Source organism: Desulfonema magnum (assembly GCF_017377395.1).
GTDB classification, from domain to species: Bacteria; Desulfobacterota; Desulfobacteria; order Desulfobacterales; family 4be13; genus Desulfonema_C; species Desulfonema_C magnum.
Genome location: NZ_CP061800.1, coordinates 5,076,821 through 5,101,598 on the forward strand (window position 1 = coordinate 5,076,821; position 24,778 = coordinate 5,101,598).

Consider the following 24,778-nt stretch of genomic DNA (forward strand, 5'->3'; position numbering starts at 1 on the left):
AGCGGAGAAACCCGGCTTTTTCCGTCACGAACGGCGGATCCTTCCGGTAAAAAAGCCGGGTTTCTTCCCCGGGAATATATCGAAAACTTATGGTTAGGTTCTTATCATCTGCCACACGCCACACGGAATCCTTTTATCGTATTGCTTTTTTCCAAATCAGCTCAAACCCCTTACGGGTGTTCCTGTCCAAAATTTCCCAGGGAATAAAATGATTCTGAAAGTAATTCGGATCATCAACATGAAACGCGTCGTTTTCTTCAGGTGTTATCCGATCTCTGATGGAGAGGTTGACAGGAAAATTATTCAATGTCCTGACCACCTGCTCCACCTGAAAGTCAGAGCTAATCGTGTAATCAATCCATTCCTCGGCGATTTGTTTCAGTTTTGGTTTGTTCCGGAGCGTATGGCTGAGCATCCAGCAATCTATATACGCGGTGGAACCCTCTTCGGGTGTCGCCATTTTCCATATCTCACCTCTTTTTTTCAGTTCGGAAAAAGCAAATCCCCAGCAGGCAGCCAGAGAAAGTCCCTGGAGATCATCGGCAGTCTCCACAGCTCCGTAGAGAGATCGGACATTTTTGACAAGGTATTTGAGCTTGGTGAGAATTTCAGGAGAAGATACAGATTGATACTGATAAATTTTGCTCTTATCGAGTCCGGCGGCAAGGGCAGTGAGGTAAATATTGGTGACATTGATGGTTGACGCAATGGTATATTTCCCGGCATATTTCGGTTCCCAGAGGATTTTCCAGCTAGTCGGAGCCTTTTTAACAATATTGGTATTATATGCCAGTCCGTAAGGCCCGTATATGAACGGAACACCATAAACCTGCCCACGTTCTGTAAGGTAAGAGGTTTTTTGCAGATCAGGCAGAATATCTTTAAAATGCGGAAGATTCTTCACATCAACAGGAATGACAAGCTTCCTCCTGATATAGTCGTGTCTGGGGTCTTTCGGATAGTTGTGCGAAGTGGTAAAAATATCAACTTCGCTGTTTATCAGTGCGTTACGGTAATCCATAAATTCTGACGCATGTTTCACCGTAAGCTTCAGGTCAGTGCCATATTTGTTTTTTACTGATTGCCTGAATACTTCAAGATGGTTTTCAGGAGCATATCCGTCCCACACCAGCATTCTCAGCTCCTCAGAAAAGGCCGGGGAAGCTGTGATAAGGATGCCAAAAAGTACAAACATTATGAAGTGTTTCATTGATGTTCCTCCTCTGTGATTGCATTGTTATTACTTTTTTCTGAATAATGTTAATAGATTATTGTTTGATAATCTGTCACCTCCTTTCACCCTTTGGAAAAGCAGCAATTCAGGTTCTCCGGTAATGTTTATATGAAAGTGTTAGGTGTTAAGTGTCAGGAAAAACTGTAAAATTTTTATCATTCGTTGTGACTGACAAATCATGACCGTTTATATGAAAGTGTCAGGTGTTAAGTGTTAAGTGTTAGGAAAAACTGCAAAACTTTCATACTTCGTTGTGACCGGCAGGTCATGGCCGTTTATATGAAAGTGTCAGGTGTCAGGTGTTAAGTGTCAGGAAAAACTGCAAAACTTTCATACTTCGTTGTGACCGGCAGATCATGGCCGTTTATATGAAAGTGTCAGGTGTTAAGTGTTAAGTGTTAAGTGTTAAGTGTTAAAAGCGTTGTTTTTTTCTGTCCGAGTATTTTGAAAAAACAGGTTGGAAAACGGATTCTGACGGATTCTGTTGACAGGCATCGCCTATACAGGACAAAAACGTGCGGAACGGGAAGAAACTTGACCTTTTTTACAAACAGGGCGCTTTCATCCGTCGGAAAACCCGGGAAACCGAACCTGCCCTTGCATGATATTTTTCAATGTCTTCTCTTCTTCCTCTCTGGCGCAGGAAATTAATTTCGGGATATCTATGATCAGCGCCACTGTTCCGTTTCCCATAATTGTCGCACCTGAAATACCATCAGCATCCTGATAATTTTTATCAAGCGATTTAATCACCGCCTGGATATTACGGATAATTTTATCTACCACAATTCCCACCCGAAAATTATCAGTTTTTACAATGACAATTTGTTCCTCAGAGGAGGGCTTCTCTGCTGATATATTGAACAGCTCACGCAAACGGATGAAGGGAATCAGACCATCCTTCTCCTGGATCATATTTCGCCCATGGCTCTTCTCAACAAGGTCTTTCGTCAACATTGCACATTTTTCCACCTGAAGCAAGGGCAGAACAAAAAGACTTCCGCCGACATCAGTCAGCAGACTGTCTATTATAGCCAATGTGAGAGGAAGGGAAAGGCTGATACGCAGATAATGTCCTTTTTTGCTTGTCAGTTGAACAGACCCGCCCAGAGAATCAACTTCGCGTTTCACCACATCCAGTCCCACACCCCGTCCTGATACATTTGTTACTTGTCCGGCGGTGGAAAACCCGGGGGTAAAGACCAGCGCAAAGAGTTCCTGTTCGGAAAGTTCCGCATCTTCTGAAATCAGTCCTTTTTCCACTGCCTTTGTTCGGATAACTTCCGGATCCATTCCCATACCGTCATCTTCGACGCTGATAATCACCCGGTCGCCTTTATGGGCGGCTGTCAGGCGAATCGTTCCTTTCCGAGATTTGTCAAAGTGTTTCCGTTCTTCTGGTGAGCGTATGCCGTGGTCAATACTGTTTCGGACCAGATGCACAAGCAGATCATCCAGGCGTTCAATAATGGTCTTGTCCAGTTCAGTTTTGGCACCGTCGGTGACCAGTTGGATATCTTTTCCCAGTTCCGCAGACAGGTCGCGTACAAGACGTCTGAATTTTCCGAAAATGGTTCCGATGGGTAACATGCGCATATTGAGCGCACACTCCCGCAGATCAGCAGTCAGCCGTTCCAATATTTCAACGGGATTCGCGAGTTCTTTTATCATTTGTTCCAATCGTTCAGAAGGAGGAGACTGTTTCATATCCTCAAAATCATCTTCAACAGTGCTGATTTGCGAAATACGCGCCTGAGTCATCACCAGTTCTCCCACAAGACTGATCAGCTTATCAAGCTTATGCGATGACACTCGGACGTTGGCAGTCCTTACTTTTGTTTTTTGTTTATTCGCGGCTTTTTGCTCATTTAAGGCTGATTTTATCTTGTCCGGCGATATGGTTCCTGATTCAATGAACAATTCTCCTATTCGGTTCTGATGGGGTATCAGAACCTTATTGATTTCTTCCGGAGTGGTGTCCCCGCGTTCAACAAGAATATCGCCTAAACGGGGGACAAGGTCGTCCTGTTCCGTTGTAGCGTCTTTCATAATTTCTTCAATTGTAATCAGGCTGTTCTCTTCAACGAAAATAAAAACATCTTTAATAGTATTAATGCCTAGCGATGTTGTAAGGCTGATATCCCAAAAAAGATAGCAATGATGAGGAATCAGTTTGTCAAGTGTCGGAATCTCTTCGGTCAGGGCTACGACCCTACATTCACCAAGATTGCTGAGTTCGTTCAGGAGCGGCGCGGGATCCGTCCCTGTTTTTATAATATCGGGGACAGGGCGAAATCGGATGCGATAGGTTGTTTCATGTTCTTCCACGCTTGTTTCAGATTCAACGGTTTTCTCACCCACATGTTCCTCATCCGGAACCAGACGTTTCAGAGCGGAAATTAATTTATTACGGATTGCGACATCAATAACCATTCCTGTATCATCGGCCGCGTCCAACATCATTTTTATCTGATCCCTTGAAGCAAGGACCAGATTTATAAGGTTGTCAGTCACAGATATCTTGTCGTTCCGAACATGATCAAGAACAGTCTCCACATGATGAGCAAACCTGGCGATATCATTGAACCCGAACATGGCTCCGGAACCTTTTATGGTATGCATGGATCGGAACAGACGATTAACAAACTCTCTGTTATGAGGGTTTTGTTCCAAGTTCAGAATGGTTTCTTCGATATCATTCAGGAGTTCCTCTGCCTCCTGACGATATGTCTCAATGTACATGTCTGTCTTACTCATTTTTACTTCCTAATCACTGTTTTTTATCTGTTTTGATTTTCTCAGCATTAATACCCGGAATATCAGGCTCTGCTTCAAATGGATTCATTATGACATTTATTTTTTTAGGTGAACCAGTGGGCTAAAATAAAGACTATACCGCAATTTTATTATTAAGTCTTCAGAAAATTGACGAACAGCCGGAAATTAAAAACTGATAAGCGGGTTATTTACGACAATATATTGACTTATAACCTATTCATTTTAAAATAACTTCATCATAAGGCCAAATAAGTTCGGGGCAGCATATTTTTTTGAGAAAATTAATACGGTGTTTTTTGAAATTCCCTATATTTTTTGGGAATACTCTGCGGATGTAATTAAAAGTGTTAGGTTTCAAAATTATTGGATAGCTACCGTATTTAATTTCAGATAGTTATATCTATGAATGGGCTTTACCTAACACTTTTAATTACACCCATACTCTGCTGTAAATGAAATTTTCATATTGCTTTTATGCAATATTCATGTTATATTAATTAATTTTTTTTATTTTTGACTCTCATTTAAAGGCGTTGTCTGTTCACGAATACAGAAAAAGGTTCAGGGAAAGAACTAACAGTTTTGGTTGAAAAATGAAAACAAGATGCAAATGGGCGGGTGATGATCCGTTGTATATCCGATACCATGACACAGAATGGGGCGTTCCGGTGCATGATGACCAGAAATTGTTCGAATTTCTTATTTTGGAAGGCGCACAGGCCGGTTTAAGCTGGATAACCATCCTGAAGAAGCGTGAAAATTACAGGAATGCTTATGACAATTTTAATCCTCGGAAAATAGCTGGGTACGATGCTGATAAAATTAAGTCACTTCTGACAGACAAAGGCATTATTCGGAACAAACTCAAGATTGAATCAGCGATTCAGAACGCCAAATCATTTCTGGCCGTTCAAAAGGAATTTGGCAGCTTTGACGCTTATATCTGGCAGTTTACGAGAGGTGAGGCAATAAAAAACCAATGGAAAACTCAGGAGGAAATTCCTTCAAAAACAAAAGCCTCCGTTGCCATGAGCAATGATCTGAAAAAAAGAGGCTTTAAATTTACAGGCCCGACAATCTGCTATGCGTTTATGCAGGCCGTGGGCATGGTAAATGATCATATTATTGATTGTTTTCGATATCATGAGGTTTAAGTTTTTTTGTCGGACAAATGCCGGAGAATGCCGGACCGGGTTTGCAACCCCATCCGGAAACGTCAGACCCTGTCCGACAGAACTAACAAAAATCATTGCAAAGACAGGGGGACTCCCTGTCTTTTTACCGATGTTCGAAAAAACTCACGGAAGCATTCGCAAAGCTTCCTGAAGTGGGCGCACCCTGTTTGCGACATCTGCGTCTGAATCCGCCCTTTTTGGGCGAAAGAAAAAAGAATGGAATCTTTTCAGGACAAACTTAAAACCGGACTGACATCTGGTATGAACAAAGGCTGGAGCGGGTTTATCTGGATGCTCAAAATCCTTATTCCCATATCCTTTTTTACCGTGCTTCTTGACTATAGCGGCTGGATAAACAGAATTTATTTTCTTCTGGAACCTGCCATGAACCTGCTGAATCTTCCGCCTATGGCAGCCCTGCCGCTTATTGTGGGGATGCTCACCGGAATTTACGGTGGCATCGCAGCTATGATCATGCTCCCCTTTTCCACAGAGCAGATGACGCTGATGGCGATTTTCCTTCTGATTTCGCATAATCTTATTCAGGAAGGAATTATTCAGGGAAAATCCGGGATGAATCCCATTAAAGCAACGGTTTTCCGGCTCACTGCTTCGGTGGTAACGGTGATCATTGTTGCCCAGTTTTTTCATCCTGAGCCGGCAGCTTCGACAGGAGCGGGCGCATCTTTTTCAAATGCCAAGCCTCTCATAATCATGCTGAAGACCTGGGGCATTGAAACTGCATATCTCAGCGTCAAAATATTTGTCATCATCCTGAGCCTGATGATGCTTCTCGGAATAATGAAGAGCTTTAACCTTATTCAGCGTATTGTCAGCGCGCTGAACCCGCTTTTAAGAATATTCGGACTTGACCGAAGTGTAGGCATATTGTGGCTTACAGCCTCTGTATTCGGGCTTGCATACGGGGCAGCCGTTATTGTTGAAGAAGTAAAAGAAGGGCATCTTACCAACGAAGAACTGACAAAACTTCATCTTTCAATCGGTATTAATCATTCGCTGGTGGAAGACCCTTCCCTTTTTCTGTCTCTTGGGATCAGTCCGTTCTGGCTCTGGATACCGAGGATTATCACAGCAATTTTGGCGGTGCATCTGATGGGACTGTGGCAACGGATAAAACCCCGGAAGAAATCGTTTGAATTGATTCAGGAATCTGTAAAATAAGGGTTTTTCTTTTTTGTGTTGCATCTTTTTCAAACTTACGGTAAAAAATTATGAAGGTGTTAAGTGTTAAGTGTCAGGTGTTAGGTGTCAGGTGTCAGGTGTCAGGTGTCAAGTGTCAGGTGTCAGGTGTCAGGTGTTAAGTGTTAGGTGTTAGGTGGTCGGTGGTAGCGAAGTCTCCGAAACTTTTATTTGGCTTTCTGGTAATTTGTTTTTAAACTTTTATTAAATTAAAACAGGTTTATATTCGTATTTCACAGCATTTGAAAATGCACAAAAATTTTCCACATCAGGAAGGCAAAAAGTGTATTCGATCATAACCTCCTGAAATTGAATATTATATGAGATACCACTCTTTATGGCGGACAAATACATAACGTGCTGTTATTCAGGAATATACTGTTTTCAACACAAAATACCAAAGAACCTTTTATTTCTTTTAAAATTCAGCGATTAACACCTAACATCTAACACCTGACACCGACCACCTGACACTTTTATCCCATAAACATATTTATTTCAGGAAAATTTTAATGCAAGCAATGATAACCGGAGTTGGCCATTTTACTCCTGAGCAAAGACTCACAAATCAAGATTTGGAAAAAATGGTGGATACAAATGATGAATGGATTATCTCCCGCACGGGAATAAAAGAAAGACGGATTCTGGAAAAAGGCAAAGGCACGTCATATATGGCTCTCAAAGCCGCACAGATGGTTCTTGACCAAAAAAATATGTCACCGGATGAACTGGATTTAATTATTGTCGGCACTGTGACGCCTGATATGCCGGTCCCAAGCACTGCCGCATTTGTTCAAAAAGAGTTGAACGCCTCAAACTGCTGGGGATTTGATATTAATGCAGGATGTGCGGGGTTCATATATGCCCTGGCCACCGGATCTCAGTTTATTGAAACCGGAAAACATCAGAAAATCATGGTCATCGGGGCAGATAAAATGAGCGCGATTATTAATTATGAGGATCGTAACACCTGTGTAATATTCGGAGACGCGGCGGGCGCAGTTCTGTTGGAGCCTTCGGAAGATGATGACCTCGGAATTGAGGATTTTATGCTTCGTCTCGATGGCTCGGGATGGAAATATCTGAATGTCGTTGGCGGCGGCAGCGAAACGCCTGCATCCCATGAGACCGTAGATAAAAAGAAACACTATCTTTATCAGGATGGCAAAACCGTCTTTAAAAATGCCATAATAGGGATGACCGATGTTTCGTCAAAGGTTATAGAAAGAAACGATCTTACAGCAAAAGACATAGACCTCCTTATCCCCCATCAGGCCAATATCAGAATTATTGACTCGGTCTCAAAAAGACTGAAAATTGATCGGGAGCGGGTTGTTGTCAACATAGAAAAGTACGGAAACACCACTGCGGGAACCATACCGGTCGCCATGTCCGAGGCGTATCAGAAAAAAATGATAAACCGGGGAGACCGGGTACTTGTCTCAGCATTTGGTGCGGGCTTTGCCTGGGGGAGCCTGCTGCTTAAATGGGCCATTGACTGACGGAATTTGGTGATTTGGTGATTTGGAATTTGTGATTTGGAATTTGTGATTAGGGAACTCGAAATAAATAACATACCCGATACAAAAAACGTAGGGTGGGTTCCGCTTCGCTCCGCCCACCCTACATTTCCGGGTATTTTATTTTTGGGGAAATCCCTTACAGCTTTAATCGCCAATCACAAATTACCAGTCACAAATCACCAATCACAAATTACCAGTCACAAATCACAAATTACCAATTACCAAATTTCAGGCTGAACGTGACCTTTCACGGATTAAAAATCAATATTTCGATAAACCTGGCGATGTTGTTAGGAATTGCCATGATTCTCATTGATTTTGTGATGACCATGTCGGTGCAAAAAATTCTCCTTGAATCCGAGATTAGCAAAGGAAATCTTCTTCTCTCCGCAATTGAAACCCATCTGATAAATTCCTCCGAATCATCGAAAAATAATATCACGAATTTGACGCCCTCTTCAGATTCAGGGACAAATTTCAATGTTCATCTGACTCATTTATCTGATGAATCAGGATGTTCCTGTGCTATGGTTCTGGATATAAATAAAAACCAGATATATTTCCACGGAACTGATTGCATGTTACAAGATAAACTTCAGGCGATGACCAGTGAAACCATTGGTTCAGGAAAGCAAATAACCGAATCTTCCGGAACGATGTGGGGGGTTTTCCGAACGCAACGGCGATATCTGATTCAGGCAAAACCCTTGCTCCGGAAAGGAAATATTGTCGGGGGAACCGGAGTTGTCTTACCATTGGAAGGCATTTATGTGGCGTTGAGACGTGTCCAGCAAATTTTATTCATATATATTTTAATCAATACGTTTGTTCTCACGCTTATGGGCGTTCGCCGCCTGTCGAGGATCATTGTGAAGCCTTTGCACAGACTCCTGAAAAGAGCTGAAGATTACAGAGATGATGCGGATTTCTTTTTTACAGGTGAAAAAGGGGAGAATGAGTTCAGTCAGTTGTCAAAAGCATTGAACCGCATGTTAAAACGAATTTCAGCAGACAAGGAAAAACTTCAGCTTACGGTACGGTCTCTTGAAAAGGCCAATGCTGATTTAAAACAGGCTCAGAAGGAGATTGTCCGGGCTGAAAAACTGGCTTCCGTGGGAAGGCTGTCTTCGGGAATTGCCCATGAAATCGGTAATCCCATTGCCATTGTGACGGGCTATCTTGAATTGCTTCGGCGAGACGATGTCGCGGATGATGAAAAAGACGAATTTATCAGCCGTGTGGAAGCTGAGATCAGCAGAATAAATACCATTATCCGACAGCTCCTTGATTTTTCAAGATCATCTGACGGAGAGCCAAAAACGGTTTCTGTACATGAACTGATTGATGATATCACAAATATTCTTAATTTTCAGCCTTTAATGTCAGATATTGATGTGGAGCTTTCCCTTTCCGCAGAAGAAGATACCATTATCGCTGATCCTGAGCGACTGCGGCAGGTTTTTTTAAACCTGGCGATAAACGCCGCGGATGCGATTTCATCGCTTAAAGATTGCTCTGAGGGAAAGCTTATCATCAGCAGTGAAATGGCATCAGAGGGCGAAAATACGGATCATCGGCCCATGTTAAAATTAATGTTTACGGATAATGGCTGCGGGATTTCAGAAGAAAATTTGGGAAATATTTTTGATCCTTTTTATACTACAAAAGACCCTGGAAAAGGTACCGGCCTGGGGCTTTCCGTTTCCTTCATGATTATTGAATCCCTGGGAGGAAAAATCAGAGCTGTCAGTGAACTGGGAAAGGGAACCCGTATGGAAATATATTTGCCGGTGATATGAATTGAGAATTGAGAATTGAGAATTGATGAATAATACAACAGATATTAAGACTTCTCCGAAACGCCTCCTGATCATTGATGATGAGGAGAATATGCGTCATATGCTGAGTGTTTTGCTCAGAAAATCCGGCTATATTGCGGATACGGCGTCTGACGGACATGAAGGATTACAGATGACGGAAAAGACACAGTATGATTTTATTCTGTGTGATCTTAAAATGCCCCGGATGGGCGGAATGGCGTTTTTGAAATCCGCCAGGGACAGGTTAAAATCAACAACAGTGATCGTGATGTCTGCTTATGGGACCATTGATACAGCCATTGAGGCCATGAAGATGGGGGCTTATGATTATATTTCAAAGCCGTTCAAAACTGATGAAGTGTATCTTGCCCTTAAAAAAGCGGAAGAGCGGGAAAACCTGAGAAGAGAGAATTTTCAGCTGAAAGAGCGGATTCGGAAAATTGAAGAAAAATATAAATTCGGCAATATGGTGGCGAAAAGCCGGGCCATGAAATCTGTATTCAAGGTCGTGGAAAAGGCTGCTCAGTATGATAGCACGGTATTAGTGACCGGTGAAAGCGGAACTGGCAAAGAACTGGTTGCAAAAGGTATCCATTATGAAGGCACGAGAGCCAAAATGCCGTTTATCCCTGTGAACTGCGGCGGTGTCCCGGAGAGTTTGCTTGAAAGTGAGTTTTTCGGATATAAAAAAGGAGCCTTTACCGGTGCTGACAGGAATAAAAAAGGGCTTTTTGAAGAAGCAGAGGGCGGCACAATTTTTCTTGACGAAGTCGGAGAAATGCCCCTGCCTCTCCAGATAAAATTCCTGCGGGTGCTACAGGAACAGGAAATAAGACCGGTTGGCGATTCAAAAATAAAGAAAATAGATGTCCGGGTCATTGCAGCGACATCTAAAAATCTGGAAGCTGAAGTGAAAAAAGGTTTGTTTCGTCAGGACCTTTTTTACAGATTAAATGTATTACCGGTGAAACTCCCGCCGCTCAGAGAACGAACCGAGGATATTCCGCTTCTGATTCAGCATTTTATTAACAGATTCAATAAAAAACTGGACAAAAACATAAAAGGCGTCGTCCCCGAGGTCATGGCGATATTGCTGAAGCACCGGTGGCCCGGAAATGTCAGAGAACTGGAAAACATCATAGAAAGAGCATTTCTGCTCACAGAAGAAACCATGCTCTCAAAGGAAAATTTTCCTCCTGATATCGGAGCAGCATCAGATAAATGTATTTCTGACTCTGATCACGAACTGAGCGAATTGTTTGAAGGATACTCTCTGAAAGCCGCCCAGAAGATTTTGGAAAAAAAGATGATTACCCGTGCCCTCACTGCAACTGGCGGCAACCGGACAAAAGCAGGGCGACTGCTTGAAATCAGTCACCCTTCTCTTTTAAATAAAATTAAAATATATAATATTGAAATTTGAAACAGGTTTCAAGTTTCCAGTTTCCAGTTTCCAGTTTCCAGTTTCCAGTTTCCAGTTTCCAGTTTCCAGTTTCCAGTTTCCAGTTTCCAGTTTCCAGTTTCCAGTTTCAAGTTTCCAGTTTCCAGTTTCCAGTTTCCAGTTTCCAGTTTCCAGTTTCAATTATCTCACGGGAAATAACTTATTGCTGAAAATTTCCTTTCGGATTCTGCGTCAGGATCATTTCCTTCAATATAGGTATGCCAATACATATCAAACCCGCTGTAAATGTCCATGTCAGTCGTTTCCACACTGGATTCACCCACCGTGTTCGGATTAAGCCATGACTTAATATCATCGGGGAGATCAGCGATTGTCCAGTTTGTTGCGTTTTCGTTCATATTTGCAGTCCAGGACAAAGGGGCGCCGTCATCCCCGACACCATGAAGTATAATGGTCATCCAGTCTTTTTCCATGGTTCCGGAAAATGACCAACTGAAAGTCATTGTCCGGGTGTCATAGCTCAGATTTTCAAAACTGAAATTCGGCATGGGAATATTCAGGGACTGAGGAATGCTGTCATATTTTTTCTCCGTACTCAGCGACGTTTCACCAGGCGCGTATTTCTTGGTTGAAGCTGAGACCTGGTAAGTATCCACAGGGAATTCATTGGGAAAACCAAGAATACCTGAAGTCCTCGGAACCTCGGCTCCCTCCTGACCCCAGACATAGCGGATGCCTTTCCTGACCCCGGAGATGATGATATCCCGCACCGGAACCGGAGGCTGTGTATTCCATGATATTTCAAAAGGTTCCATGTTCATGGGAATGGTATAGCTGATGTTTTCTGAAAGGTTCTGATCCAGAAGAAACCCGTATTTTACAAGACGCTGTCCGTAATCATCATCAAAGCGGGTGCCGGTTGCCAGGAAACTGATTTTTCCATCATCCTGGATGTTTCCCGGACATACATTTATATTGCTGAATAGCACATTATCCTGAGAAAAAGCGTTAAACGGCAGAAGAGATACCCAGGCCACGTCCGCAGGGTGTCCCCCATCTCCCCATGCCAGTGTGGCGCTGATTACAGCATCAGGGGTTTCACAGTAATATTCATCACCGGATGACGGATACACATAATAAATAACGTTGCCCACAGGCACGTTCACGAAAGTCTTGATGTAGCGCGAAGTCCAATCCCCCCATTCGCTGCTGAACGTCTGTTCATATGCAATGCTCACCGTGGCCCGCTCACGGCCAATATTTCCAAAGTCAGCGATACCGTCGGCATCTGTCTTTATGAATCGCTCTGCCCCCTTGTTATCGGTTCCATGCAAAATGACATAAACATCAGGCACAGGCTGATTGCTTTCCGAATCGTCTTTCATCGTGAATTTAAGGGAAGTTCCCTGCACAGTTCCCCCCCAGATCACAGTTCTTGTCTCACTTGTCTCGCCTGTTTTGTCATCACTCACCGTAAGCTTGATAACGGCTGTGCCTGCTCCTGAAGGGGCAGTCCACGTTGTCAGGGGGCCGGTGACACTGCTCAGGCTTCCTTCTGTTGCCTGCCATTTGTAAGTGATCGGATCGTTATCAGGGTCATGCGCCGAGGCAGTGAAAACCACCTGCTGTCCCGGGGCTGCCTCGTCTGTGGTGTCCTGATTCAGTGCGTCAATCAGAGGGACACGGTTGGGCAGAACAATGTTCACAGTTACCGGCGTGCTGTCATTTATCCGGACACTTTTGCTGATAAGCCCCGGAACAAAAAGGAGAATATCAAAATTAAGCGGCACATCCGTTTCATACTGACCATTGACATCTGTGACCCCCGCGAATCCGAAGTTTGAACAGATTTGAAAGTCAGGAGCAGGGCTGCCAGATATCTCTCTGGTGATTGTCCCCTGAATTCTTCCGTCAAATTTTACGCGGATATGATTTGACAACTCATAGCACGCACCGGAGTTGTCAGTGGTGACTGCCTGTGTATCTCCGACTTGGATGACATTGGTATTGATCTCTCCTTCAGATGCGTCTGTCACCTGATACGGAAACTCAATATTTCCGGCTCTGGCTACAATGCTCACTTTTTCGGGATGCTGAGGATCAGGGCTTTGTTTTATGTTCACACATACTCTGCCATTAATGCCCGTGAACGAAGGTTTGGAAACGCTGTTATATGAGACACCTTTTGCTACAACCTCAGTTCCCTGTATGGGGCTTCCGTTTTTATCCTCGACAATGACGCAGATACAGGCATATTCATCAATGGCTTTGCCCGCGTTCCACCATGTAAGATGATTCACTTTGCCCCGGACATACAACATGCCTTCTGTTTCTATAACTTCAGCATCCTGAATTCCTTGTATATCCGGATCAGCATCTTCTCTGATCCATGCCCCTTTGATTTCATTATAAGACCACCACGGTATTGTTCCTTTCTCAGCATCACCGGGAATATAAGTTCCTGCGTTTTCCCCGCCTGTCTGGTACTCATCCGGCAGACAAAGCGCTATCCGTGCAGGCCGGGACAGTTGTTTTATCTCGTTTTCCCGGGAGTCTGTGATGGTAATTTCGCTGAAAGCAATGCTTTCAAGCGGCGTATCCGGTTCCGAATCTTCGCTGGAAGCTGCCATATAGTCTCCTGGAAAAACAGCCTGTCCTTTGTCTGCGGACGGATCACCGATGGCAATGCTCACGCTGACATTGCCCGGGACAGCTTCTTCAAGACTATTGGGAAGAAGGTCAAATCTGGCTTTCATTTTTCCCTTGTCGTCGCTGACCTCCAATGTCTGATTTTCTGTCTGAACCACGGACTTAGTGATATCGTAACCCATCAGTTTGGCAGATACGGAATAAGCGTTTCCATCTTTCGCGGGAAGACTCCGCTGAAAGGTGGCATATTGGTCCTTTTCATATGTGATGGTTATGTTTCCGGTTTCAGAAAGCGGCACATGTTCAAGCCGGTAGTTGCCATTGGCATCGGTTGTTGTGGAAATGCCGCCAGCCGAAACCTTTACATTTGCCAATCCGCCGCTTTCAGTGACCTGACCTGCCAGATGAACTCCGGATTCCTGCTCAGAGATGAGTCCGGCCGTCTTTCGAAGTCCGTAAATAACTTCAGCAAGCCCGATTTTGCCATCACCATCAACGTCATCAGAGCCACAGAATTTTGCAGGTTTGTCGTTGCAGAGGATCTGCAAAGCAATAACAATATCATCCAGCGTCACAATATTGTCACAATTGATATCTCCCTTTGCAAAAGCTGTGTCCGTACCTGATGCAAACACTCCCAACACCAGGACAGTAATAAAAAAGCAGAAAACTGGTTTTTTATATTTATTACTCATTTTTTTCTCCTTTAAAAACAGACCAAACAGGCAATAACTGAGAATAAAATTCAATTTGACAGGAGTGATAAAATCCGGGTTTTCAAAATGTATTTTCACGCTAAAGAAATGAACCGGAGAATCTGGTCCTGTCTTGAGGGTGCAATCCCAAAATGACGTAAATACTGTAACTATCTGAAATCATTAAAACCGATATTTCGACAGAATTTCTATTTTTTTCATTTATTTCAGAATGTTATACAATTTAAGCATTTCGAATCGTCACTTTGGGAACACACCCATCGGGTGATGCAAAACAATTGGGACAGCTATTTATATGTTACACACAATTTACAATTAATGGTCATCAGATCAGAACTTTTTTTAATTTTTTTGTAATTCTGAACAGGGTTTTCAATCTCGCGGAACTTCAGGGAAGTTTTTCAGGAAGATAAAGCAAAACAGAGAACGCATTCGGCTCAGGTTATGGGGACGGGTTCCATTCAATTGAAAATTTTGTAAAATCAAGCTGTTATATGGTCATACCAAAATCCGGACCATCTGCTGATTTTTCAAACAAATTCGGACGATTTTTCCAGAAAATCCCATTGAACGGAACCAGTGCCTAAAGGGGCAGCGTTTTTATTTTCCGAGCCGCTGCGCGTTTGTGAACGCGTTTTTTATACTCGATGATCAAGTTTTTCTGAGGGATTTCCCCAAAAATAAAATACCCGGTGCAGGGTGGACGGAGCGAAGCGAAACCCACCGCACAAGGTGGGTTGCGCTTCGCTCCACCCACCCTACTATCTGACCAAATAAATTATGGAGGGTTTTGGATTCTGTAATCCTCTTTTACAAAAGGATTTTTGAACATTTTCACTCGTCAAAACTTATTTGGTCAGGTAACTATATTTTTTGTACCGGGTATATTATTTATTTCGAGTTTTCTGACCCGATTCGAACAAAAAACCTGACCATCGGGTTATAACAAAAATCCGGAAAGCAAAAATAAACGCTCATGAAAAAGCCGGGTTTTTCATCCCCGGTTATGAAAATATTTTCAATGAAAACAGATAAAAAACCCGGCTTTTCAGAATGTATTTTCACGGTAAAGCAAAGCCTTTTTTTGCATAATTATCAGATGCTGCTGTCTGGTGTCTCATCCCAGAGTTCAGGACCGATGATCCCTATTTTTATGGCATATTTTACCATTTCAACCATATTATGAATATCCAGTTTTCTCATGGTATTTGCACGGTGTTTATCCACTGTTTTTGAACTGATGCAGAGAATATCAGCGATTTCCGCATTGGATTTTCCTTCAACCAGCAGTCGGAACACCTGCTGTTCGCGCTCGGAAAGAAGATTGTAACCACTTACAGCTGGTTGTTTTTCTTCCCTGTTTTTCAAAAAAGTATGGATCAGTTTTGAATTGATCTTGGAACTCAGAAAATACTCTCCCCGGTGCGCCGCCCTGATGGCTTCGAGCACATCTGTTGTGGGAGATGCCTTGAGCACATAGCCCAGTGCGCCGGAATTCAGCGCCTGATACACATAAGCATCTTTAATATGCATTGACAGAAGCACCACCTGGGTATCAGGCGCGGATTCCTTAATCAGACTCACCGCCTCCAAACCATTTAACTGCGGCATGGCAATATCAAGCAGCGCGACATTGGGATGAAGCGATTTTACTTTTTTTACCGCCTGCATACCATCTGTGGCCTCATCCACCACTTCTATATCTGACTGTTCATCCAAAAGTTTTCGCAGCCCTTCTCTTACAACAGCATGGTCATCAGCTATTAACACTCTGATTTTTTCCATTATATTTTCTCCCTTTTTATGAAGACTGAAAATTGAAGATAATATGCCATGAAAGCCATCAGTCTTCAATATTCAAATTTCTGTTTTCCACAGGTAGTTCAGCCCTGATTGTGGTTCCTTTCCCTTTTTCGGAACGGAATTCAATGGTTCCTTTCACAGCGACGATTCGTTCCCGCATTCCCAGCAGCCCGATGCCATCCCTGCCTCTGGTCTGCTCGTCAAACCCCACACCGTCATCTGTAATGACAAAGATGACATTGGGATGATTGTAGGTCAGAGTGACATCCACCTTTTCAGCCTTTGCATGTTTGACAATGTTATTCACGCTTTCCTGAAAAACCCTGTATAAAACCAGCTCAAGATCAGGGGCTATCCGTTTTCTGAATCCGATGGCCTGAAAATCAATCTGAATATCTTCCCGCTGCTCAGTAAACTCCTTAATATACCATTCCAATGTGGGAACAAGTCCCAGATCATCAAGCAAATCGGGTCTCAGATCAGATGAAATACTCCTGATTTTATCACCCAGCTGCTCGATAAGTGTGACCAGGTCCCCGATACTTTTTCGCTGTTCTTCGTATTCTTCCGGTATGGAATTGTGCAAAGTTTCAGCCCCCATATGAAGGGCTGCCAACGTCTGACCGAATTCATCATGAAGGTCCTGGGCAAGTTCTTTTTTGCCTTCTTCACCAATAGTGATGAGCCGGCTGGAAAGATGTCTGATTTCCTTTTCGATTTGTTTACGTTCAGCGATCTCTTTCTGAAGTTCGACAGAGTGTTCTTTTTCCAATTCATTGACTTTTTTCAAGGCTTCAACCATTTTGTTGTAAGAACCGCTGAGAACACCTGTTTCTTCTTCAATAATGTCAACCGACGGATCAGAGGGTTCCAAATCATCGTCCATGGCCAAATCATCGTCCATGGCCAGGGTGTTCTTGTTCATTGTTAATTGTTCCGCTCTCATTGACAGTTCATCTATTTTTAACAGCAGATGATGATGATGATCTTTTATTGACGAATCTTCTTTTATTGGCAAAGTGTCTTCCATTAAATAATCTTCCATTAAATATTCCGCCATCAGATATTCATCTTTAAACTTTGAGGCCAGAGGCTCCATGAAGCGTCTGAATAAAATTGCTACTGTAATAATAATTAAAAGCAGCAACAATAAAAAAATGATTGAAACAAATCTGGTAATCATTTTTTTGGTCTCGGAATTCATAGTGTCCAGAATTTTCCCGACTGAGGCAAGCGCAGCGCTTTCCGGAATTACAACCCCCATACGCCATCCCGTGGAAGCCATGGAATGGAATAAAATGACATATGAAGTCCCGTTCAGACTCAGGGATATAACATCGTGATCTTTTTTAATCATACGCTGCCCTATTTCCCTGACTCGGGGGTCAGAAGAATCCGACAGGCCGTATTCAAGAACAACCCCCGCGTTCTCCAGTTTGTCCATGTCCGGTTCAAGGCCGAACTTTTCCAAATATTCCAATGGAAAAGCAATAAGTTTGCCAGTATCATCAACAAGAAAAGAAAAAAAATTGTTTGTTAGTACGCGGCCTCTCTTAGCTAAAGAAGGGGTTAATTTCTTATGGTCAAGTATGTTGTTCAAAAGAGTGTTCAGCGTGACATCAACACAGGCTGCCCCGATGTACCGTCCCGCGTTGCTATAAATCGGAGTGGTTGCAGTTATCACTAATCCGTGGCCTGCGTCATTCCGATGAATATTGGTCCATACAGTCTTACGTGCGGCATTATTTTCCGGCCTTGAAATGTTATAAGAATTTGCGTTTCTCATATCATATTCTTTGGGGGACAGAAGGCTTTCCACGGCGTGGTCATTGGGATAATAGCGACCAAAACCGGACTCGGTGACAATATAAGCCGAAACAACTTCGGGATTTTTTTTCTGAACTTCCATGATAAGCGGGTCAGTATGGGAAACCGCATTCAGTTTTTTTCTGATTTTCGGTGAGATGGCAGACGCTCCCCAATACATCACCATTGTTGTTTCAAAAGAATCATTTGAAAAAATGCCATTTGGGGGATACACAGTCAACTTTTCATTGGAATTGAAAGGCGTTTTTCCGTAGGTATCCATGTGATCCAGAAAAAAACCGGCCTGTTTTGAAATCAGAGAGGAAGACAGGGCAATTTTCTGAAAAATGCTTTCATCTCTCATCATTTGTTCATACGTCAGACGGGACAGGAAAGTATCTGCCTGTTTTTTCATGTATGTTTCATTTTTTGATGTGTAAAGATTTTCAAGTTCCGCTGTCAGCCATTTTGCACCATAAAGTATAAATATTATTAATAAAATAAAAGAAAGCAACGCAGCGATGAGTAATTTGAAGCTTTTTTTCAAGCGCATCCAGTTTAACACGATAATCACAACTCCTTAGGTGTTTTAGTGTTTTGGTATTTTGGTGTTTAAATGTTTAAGTGTTTAAGTATTTGACGTTAAACTTAAAATGCTTAACATATTATTTATCAGTCCCTTGATCTTTGGTCAAGAAAATGATAATTTGTTTTTTTTACCGTGAAAATACATTTTGAAAACCCGGGTTTTTTATCTGAAAACATTTTCATAACCGGGGGCAAAAAACCCGGCTTTTTTATGAGCGTTTATTAAAATTACATTTACGAAATTCAGCAGTTCGGAAGTCTGCTGGGATATCCGGTCAGGGACAGCTTCGGATTGATACATTTGAAATATTTATGCCGGACTTGTCAAGCTGACAGAAGCGGGTCAGAGAAATTTTTTTGAGTCACCAAAGTTTTCAATCCCGCAGAACAATCTCAACTGCTGAGTTAAATTGAAAGGAATATACAAATGAAATTAGCAATAAGCGGAAAAGGCGGCGTAGGCAAAACAACGTTTTCGGCGCTTCTGATACGGACGCTCAATGAACAGGGAAAGCATGTCCTGGCCATAGACGCTGATCCGGATGCAAATCTTGCGGCCGCCGTGGGCATTGCCGATTCTGACAAAGTAACGCCCATTTCTGAAATGAAAGAACTTATTTTTGAAAGAACAGAGGCAAAACCGGGAACCATAGGGGGATTTTTTAAACTGAATCCCAAGGTGGATGATCTTCCGGATGCCTTGTCAGTGAAACTTGACAATATCAAACTGATGCGTCTCGGGGGGGTCAAAAAGGGCGGGGGCGGATGTATCTGCCCGGAAAGTACGCTGCTAAAGGCGCTTGTCACATATATCGCTCTTCAGAGGGATGAGGTGGTGGTCATGGACATGGAAGCAGGGATTGAACACCTGGGCAGAGCAACGGCTCAGGCCGTCAACAAGCTTATTGTGGTCGTGGAACCGGGCCGCCGCAGCATTGATACCGCGGGACATATCAGAAAACTTGCATCGGAAATCGGACTGCGGAATATTGCTGTGGTGGGAAACAAAATCCGCAGCAGCAAAGATGAAGAATTTTTAAGAACGCATCTGTCGGATTTGGAATTTCTTGGCTTTCTTCCGTATGATGACGCATTAATTGAGGCGGATTTAAATGACACCTCACCGTTTGACGTGGATTCATCAGCAAAAGCAGAGATTAAAGAAATGATTAAAAAATTATAACTCAAGAAAACCGGGTTTTTTTAACTCGGTTTTTCGTCATGGCAATTATGCAAAAAAAAAATCCCATAGGTCCGAAGCGCAGAAACGAAAATTTCTCAAAAAACAGAGTTCATACAAAACCCAGACGGAATTTCAGAAAAAAGCGGAACAAACCGCAGCCCCTGAAGATTAAGCCCGGAGCGGACGGCAGGCTGAAAAAAGTTTTTGCATCCATCGGGGTTCCTGAAAAGGGGACATTCACACCGGACGCGTTTCAACTTGAAGCGATTTCCGCTGTCAGACACTCGGACTGCCTCGTATCCGCGCCCACAGGTTCCGGAAAAACGTGGATCGCGGAGCAGGCCATCGCCCGGGTCATGGAAAAAGGGGGAAACTCCTGGTACGCGTCACCGTTAAAGGCATTAAGTAATTCAAAGTATGCAGAATTTTCAGAAATTTTCGGTTCGGAAAATGTCGGTATCCTGACAGGTGACAGAAAGGAAAACCCGGATGCGCCTGTTATCGTAGGGACCACAGAAATTTTGCGCAATCAGTTGTATGATTCCATGCACCAGGGACAGGATCTTGCCACTGATTTTGTAATTCTGGACGAAGCCCATTTTCTGGGGGATGAGGACAGGGGCGTTGTCTGGGAAGAGATTATGATCTATCTGCCCATCCGGATTCCGCTTCTGATGCTCTCCGCGACCATTGGAAATTCAGATCAGATCGCGGGATGGCTTTCCGAGATACGCTCAAAAGAATGTGTTGTTGTTGAAGAGACAAAAAGGTCCGTACCGCTTTTCCCTCTTTTTTTCCACCCTTCGGGAACTTTGCTTCCACTCCTGTCGCAAAACGGTTCAGGGAAAAAGCTTTATAAAAAAGTAAGTACTTATACAAACAACAAGCTGTCACCGGGCTTTGAGATATCACGACAGTTGCCGCCTTTTGGGGAAATTCTGGATGTTTTAAAAAAATATGATCTCCTTCCTGCGATATTTTTCCTGAAATCACGGGCCGACTGTGACAATGCCCTGGGACTTTGTAAGAATAATTTTGTGGATGACCCGGATCGGAGAACACGGCTTTCACAGAGAATTCGGGAACTTGTGGGACAGAGTGACCACTTTGCCAAACACCGGCAGTTGCGGGACCTTGAACATCTGGCTGTGGGTGCGCATCATAGCGGGCAATTGCCCGCATGGAAGCTGATGCTGGAAACCCTTATGACAGAAGGGCTTTTGGATGCGGTCTTTGCAACATCCACTGTCGCGGCCGGTGTGAATTTCCCTGCCAGAACCATTGTTTTTCTCAATTCAGACCGGTTCAACGGCAGGGAGTTTTTGCCGCTGAGTTCCACGGAATTCCACCAGATGACCGGAAGGGCCGGACGCCGGGGCATGGACAATATCGGTTTTGCAGTGGCAATTCCCGGGAAATTCATGGACATCCGGTTAATTGCAAATCTTGTCCATTCTCCGTCATCTTATGTGTTAAGCCAGATTAAGATCAATTTTTCCATGGTCCTGAACCTGCTTCTTTCCCATACCCCTGATCAGATTGAAGAATTGCTTAAAAAGTCATTTGCCACATATATGATCCTGAGAGGAAAGAAAAAAAGAAAGGCCCAGCGTCTTATCGGAAATGAACACAAATACTTGTGGCGGGATTTTTTGCAGCATTTCAACTTTCTTCAGGAAACAGGATATGTCATGAGAGACGGACAACTGACTTATGACGGGGTGTGGGCCTCCCAGCTGAGGGTTGACCAGCCACTCATGATCGCCGAAGGATTCAGGCTCAGTCTTTTTCCCGGATCTGACCCCGCGCTGCTCGCGGCCATTATCACTTCCTTTGTCAGCGAGCAGGACACAGATGACAGAATTGACAAGGACCTCATTCCTGAAAAACTGATGAAAGCCTTTGTCAGTGTAAAAGCAGGACTGAGACCTTTTGCAAAACATATGCTTATGCGGGGATTTGAACCCAGACCGTTTTTTTTGCGACCGGCCGCAACAATTTACGCCTGGGCTTCGGGCCAGGCATGGGAGGATGTACTCCCGTTTTCTGAAATGGCTGAAGGAAATCTTGCTATGCTGATTCTTCGGACTGCGGATAACCTCAGACATATCAGAGGGCTTTATGAGGTTTTTCCTGAAGCAGCCGAAACCGCAGGAAAGGCCATTGAACTGATTATGCGTGATCCTGTGACCGGGTTTTATGAAGCATAAAAAAATGTTTTTTTGCTACAACGTGTTGCATTGTAATGAGAAAAAAATAACAGGAAATCAAACGGATAATGTCCTGTTTTAAGGCATCCTTCCTTTTCCTCCCTTCCCTGTAAATTTCACCTATGCAGCGGGAAAGAAGATGCAGGCTGGATGAAACGCAGCGTAACCCACCGTTCACAATGATTATCTTTTCCAATATCACCAGTATGTCAAATTGATATTATCAATTTGACATATTATACATTCTTAATATATTCATTTCGTTTTCCTGTATTAAGTACCTGATCAACAGTTTTTTATACATTCTTTTTTCTGTGAGCGGTGGAGAAACCCGGCTTTTTCCTTCAGGGTCAGCAACTCATTCCGGGAAAAAAGCCGGGTTTCTTCCCCGGGCAAATATCGAAAACTTATGATTAGGTACTTACTTCATTATTAACCCGTCGGTCATAATCTCATAACATACTTAGCTGATGGAAATTTCATAAGGAAGCTCTCTTCGTGTTGGCAAATCCGAAGCATTTCCGCCGGATGTGTCAGTCCCGCGGTATCTAATCCGGGGAATTGCGGATCAGAGAAATTTCCATCTGCTGATACTGAAATCTTATGACTGCTGAGTTATCAATAAAACCCATTTATTTCGGAAGGAGATCAGTCTGTATGTCCAAAAAATTCACTATGTGTATGTTGCCGCTCCTGATACTGAGTCTGACATTGGTGTTGCCCTCAACAAATTGCCAGGGAGCTGAAAATTCGGAAAATCCTTACACAGGGGTACTTTCGGCCGTGACGAACATGTATCATCCGGAGCGTTTTCCCGATATTTATCTGGTGACACAGCCCAACTGCCTTTTTACCAGCCGATCCAGTTATGAAAAGATTCAGAACGGCGAAAAGCCAAGCACGGTTGCCAGCCACGGTTCCGTGTGGAATTATGACACGGATGTTCCGATTATATTTTATGGAAAAGGAATCAAAAAAGGCTATCTGGGCGGAGAAGCAAACCTGGTTGACATCGCACCGACGCTGGCGTATCTGACCGGGGTTCAGCGTCCTTCGGCTGCCAGAGGGCGGGTACTTCACGAAATCCTCGAACCCGAGTCCGCAACTTGGAACAGCGAGGAAAGGCCCAAGGTCGTCGTACTCTTCAGCTTGGACCAGGGCCGCACAGACTATCTGAGTGTTTTTGAAGATGCTTTTTCTTTTTTAAAACAAAATATCATCGCCCAGGGGGCATTTTTTACCCAGGGGCGTATCACCTACGCCAAGACCGCTACTGCTGTGAGCCATAGCTCTGTCGGTACCGGCACAATACCCGGCATTCACGGGGTTCTGGGAAACAATGTCATGCTGTCGGACGGCAGTTTTCCGCTGACAATAAATGACGGGAACGCCACTGATTACGGACATGGCGATCTCAGCCCGCACAATCTTCTTGCCGCCACCCTCGCAGACGAACTTGACCGGCGATACAATAACCAAAGTATCGTGCTGTCCTCTTCCAGTTACGCGCGGGCAGCTATCGGCGTGGCCGGACACGGAGCATGGTATGACGATAGCGATTATACCTATGCCGGAGCGGACAAGGATATTGTTTTCTCGTGCAACCGATATTCGGGTCTCCCTTATACCAATACGGACTATTACCATCTTCCCGACTACCTGAAAACGGAAAATAATCCTGATATCCATATTAAAAATTGGCTGAAAAAATATTACGGACTGGATGTGGAATCAACCCCCTGGACCCATGACCTTACCTTGACGGATAGCGGTCCTTATTCAGCTTCTGATGATCCTGTGGGCCATGCAAGTGCGGTTTTTCCGTGGAACGAAGCCTATAGTTTCAGCCATGCCCTGACCGATGAGGACGAAGCCGAACCCCATACGCTTCAACGTTATCAGGACTACGACCCGGACATGACGGTGTTGTCGAAGAAATATTATAACACCTCAGTCAGTCCGTTTCTTGATCTGTGGAACAACGATCTGAATCTTATGATCATGGAGAAGGAAAACGTGGGACAGGATAATATACCGGATTTCACGTTTTTCCACATCAAAAGCCTGGATATCGTGGGGCATAATTATGGCGTGTATTCAGGTGAAATTTATAATTACATGTTTTTTGCGGATTACATGATCAGAAAAGTTATCAAATGGCTGGACCATAATGTGGGGCAGGGCAATTATACCTGCGTATTTTTCTCTGACCACGGTGCGAACAACGTGATCACCAACGGGACATGGATCGTCAAAGAAGATGTGACAGAAGCCATGGAAGCGAAATTCGGGGCATCTGTTCTCCGCGAGTCTGCCGGGGACCAGATATGGCTTGACACCGAGGTGATGAAGCAGGCAAATGTCAGTTCGGAAGATGTCGCGACCTGGATGGAGGAGAATTTTGACTGGGTCATGCGCGCTTACACCAAGAAAGAGGTTTCCGGAGAAACAGAGACCGTGACTTGTACCTGCTCGGACGGCGATGACTGTTGCTTCATTTCTTCTGCTTTTGGTGAATCAGGTGCGGAACTCCGTATCCTGGTTTTTCTTGTTCTGACTTTGACGGCCATTATGATTTATCTTATTTTCACAGGCATTGGTCGCAGGGCAATCACGGATGCTCATGGAAAAAAATGAATAGTGATGCAGAGGCGGCGTGAAATGTCCGTCTCTGCAATTTACCGAAGGGAG

General features: G+C 43.7%; 14 protein-coding genes. 8 read left to right on the forward strand and 6 right to left on the reverse strand.

What is annotated here, in order from left to right:
* Positions 1-133: 133 nt before the first annotated feature.
* A complete protein-coding gene (locus tag dnm_RS19450; RefSeq protein ID WP_207678566.1) occupies positions 134-1,210 on the reverse strand; it encodes an ABC transporter substrate-binding protein in 1,077 nt (358 codons plus the stop codon).
* Positions 1,211-1,795: 585 nt separating this feature from the next.
* A complete protein-coding gene (locus dnm_RS19455; protein WP_207678567.1) occupies positions 1,796-3,991 on the reverse strand; it encodes a chemotaxis protein CheA in 2,196 nt (731 codons plus the stop codon).
* Between the two features lie 614 nt (positions 3,992-4,605).
* Here dnm_RS19455 and dnm_RS19460 point away from each other — a divergent pair.
* The 5 genes from dnm_RS19460 to dnm_RS19480 all read left to right on the forward strand — a co-directional run bounded on the left by dnm_RS19460 (position 4,606) and on the right by dnm_RS19480 (position 11,153).
* Positions 4,606-5,166: a DNA-3-methyladenine glycosylase I gene (locus dnm_RS19460; protein WP_207678568.1), complete on the forward strand. Its 561-nt coding sequence runs from the start codon at positions 4,606-4,608 to the stop codon at positions 5,164-5,166.
* A 237-nt stretch (positions 5,167-5,403) separates the two neighbouring features.
* Positions 5,404-6,369, forward strand: a complete 966-nt coding sequence (locus dnm_RS19465; protein ID WP_207678569.1) for a nucleoside recognition domain-containing protein — start codon at positions 5,404-5,406, stop codon at positions 6,367-6,369.
* Positions 6,370-6,899: 530 nt separating this feature from the next.
* Complete coding sequence (locus dnm_RS19470; RefSeq protein ID WP_207678570.1) at positions 6,900-7,889, forward strand: beta-ketoacyl-ACP synthase III; 990 nt, start codon at positions 6,900-6,902, stop codon at positions 7,887-7,889.
* Between the two features lie 323 nt (positions 7,890-8,212).
* Positions 8,213-9,709, forward strand: a complete 1,497-nt coding sequence (locus dnm_RS19475) for a sensor histidine kinase (RefSeq protein ID WP_207678571.1) — start codon at positions 8,213-8,215, stop codon at positions 9,707-9,709.
* 25 nt (positions 9,710-9,734) lie between these two features.
* The gene (locus tag dnm_RS19480; protein WP_207678572.1) at positions 9,735-11,153 is read left to right on the forward strand and encodes a sigma-54-dependent transcriptional regulator; all 1,419 of its coding nucleotides are present in this window, start codon (positions 9,735-9,737) and stop codon (positions 11,151-11,153) included.
* Here dnm_RS19480 and dnm_RS19485 read toward each other — a convergent pair.
* The 4 genes from dnm_RS19485 to dnm_RS19500 all read right to left on the reverse strand — a co-directional run bounded on the left by dnm_RS19485 (position 11,118) and on the right by dnm_RS19500 (position 18,671).
* Positions 11,118-11,312 (reverse strand): hypothetical protein, encoded by a 195-nt coding sequence (locus tag dnm_RS19485; RefSeq protein WP_207678573.1) that lies wholly within the window; start codon positions 11,310-11,312, stop codon positions 11,118-11,120. The genes dnm_RS19480 and dnm_RS19485 overlap by 36 nt on opposite strands.
* A gap of 5 nt (positions 11,313-11,317) precedes the next feature.
* Positions 11,318-14,476 carry a hypothetical protein gene (locus dnm_RS19490; protein ID WP_207678574.1) on the reverse strand — a complete coding sequence of 1,053 codons (3,159 nt, stop codon included), beginning with the start codon at positions 14,474-14,476 and terminating at the stop codon, positions 11,318-11,320.
* A gap of 1,116 nt (positions 14,477-15,592) precedes the next feature.
* Positions 15,593-16,282: a response regulator gene (locus dnm_RS19495; RefSeq protein WP_207678575.1), complete on the reverse strand. Its 690-nt coding sequence runs from the start codon at positions 16,280-16,282 to the stop codon at positions 15,593-15,595.
* A 58-nt stretch (positions 16,283-16,340) separates the two neighbouring features.
* On the reverse strand, positions 16,341-18,671 hold the full coding sequence (locus dnm_RS19500) for an ATP-binding protein (protein ID WP_207678576.1): 2,331 nt from the start codon (positions 18,669-18,671) through the stop codon (positions 16,341-16,343).
* Between the two features lie 450 nt (positions 18,672-19,121).
* Here dnm_RS19500 and dnm_RS19505 point away from each other — a divergent pair, with 450 nt between their 5' ends.
* From dnm_RS19505 to dnm_RS19515, 3 genes are all read left to right on the forward strand, one after another.
* Positions 19,122-19,877, forward strand: a complete 756-nt coding sequence (locus dnm_RS19505; protein WP_207678577.1) for an ATP-binding protein — start codon at positions 19,122-19,124, stop codon at positions 19,875-19,877.
* Positions 19,878-19,915: 38 nt separating this feature from the next.
* Entirely contained in the window at positions 19,916-22,087 is a 2,172-nt protein-coding gene (locus dnm_RS19510) for a DEAD/DEAH box helicase (protein WP_246556037.1), read from the forward strand.
* Between the two features lie 657 nt (positions 22,088-22,744).
* Complete coding sequence (locus tag dnm_RS19515) at positions 22,745-24,724, forward strand: alkaline phosphatase family protein (RefSeq protein WP_207678578.1); 1,980 nt, start codon at positions 22,745-22,747, stop codon at positions 24,722-24,724.
* Positions 24,725-24,778: the final 54 nt, after the last annotated feature.

Excerpts from the sequence above, each read along its gene's own strand:
- dnm_RS19515 (WP_207678578.1), top strand. The coding sequence starts at position 22,745 with ATGTCCAAAAAATTCACTATGTGTATGTTGCCGCTCCTGATACTGAGT.
- dnm_RS19510 (WP_246556037.1), top strand. The coding sequence starts at position 19,916 with ATGGCAATTATGCAAAAAAAAAATCCCATAGGTCCGAAGCGCAGAAAC.
- dnm_RS19455 (WP_207678567.1), bottom strand. The coding sequence starts at position 3,991 with ATGAGTAAGACAGACATGTACATTGAGACATATCGTCAGGAGGCAGAG.
- dnm_RS19505 (WP_207678577.1), top strand. The coding sequence starts at position 19,122 with ATGAAATTAGCAATAAGCGGAAAAGGCGGCGTAGGCAAAACAACGTTT.
- dnm_RS19495 (WP_207678575.1), bottom strand. The coding sequence starts at position 16,282 with ATGGAAAAAATCAGAGTGTTAATAGCTGATGACCATGCTGTTGTAAGA.
- dnm_RS19490 (WP_207678574.1), bottom strand. The coding sequence starts at position 14,476 with ATGAGTAATAAATATAAAAAACCAGTTTTCTGCTTTTTTATTACTGTC.
- dnm_RS19480 (WP_207678572.1), top strand. The coding sequence starts at position 9,735 with ATGAATAATACAACAGATATTAAGACTTCTCCGAAACGCCTCCTGATC.
- dnm_RS19450 (WP_207678566.1), bottom strand. The coding sequence starts at position 1,210 with ATGAAACACTTCATAATGTTTGTACTTTTTGGCATCCTTATCACAGCT.
- dnm_RS19470 (WP_207678570.1), top strand. The coding sequence starts at position 6,900 with ATGCAAGCAATGATAACCGGAGTTGGCCATTTTACTCCTGAGCAAAGA.
- dnm_RS19460 (WP_207678568.1), top strand. The coding sequence starts at position 4,606 with ATGAAAACAAGATGCAAATGGGCGGGTGATGATCCGTTGTATATCCGA.
- dnm_RS19475 (WP_207678571.1), top strand. The coding sequence starts at position 8,213 with ATGATTCTCATTGATTTTGTGATGACCATGTCGGTGCAAAAAATTCTC.
- dnm_RS19465 (WP_207678569.1), top strand. The coding sequence starts at position 5,404 with ATGGAATCTTTTCAGGACAAACTTAAAACCGGACTGACATCTGGTATG.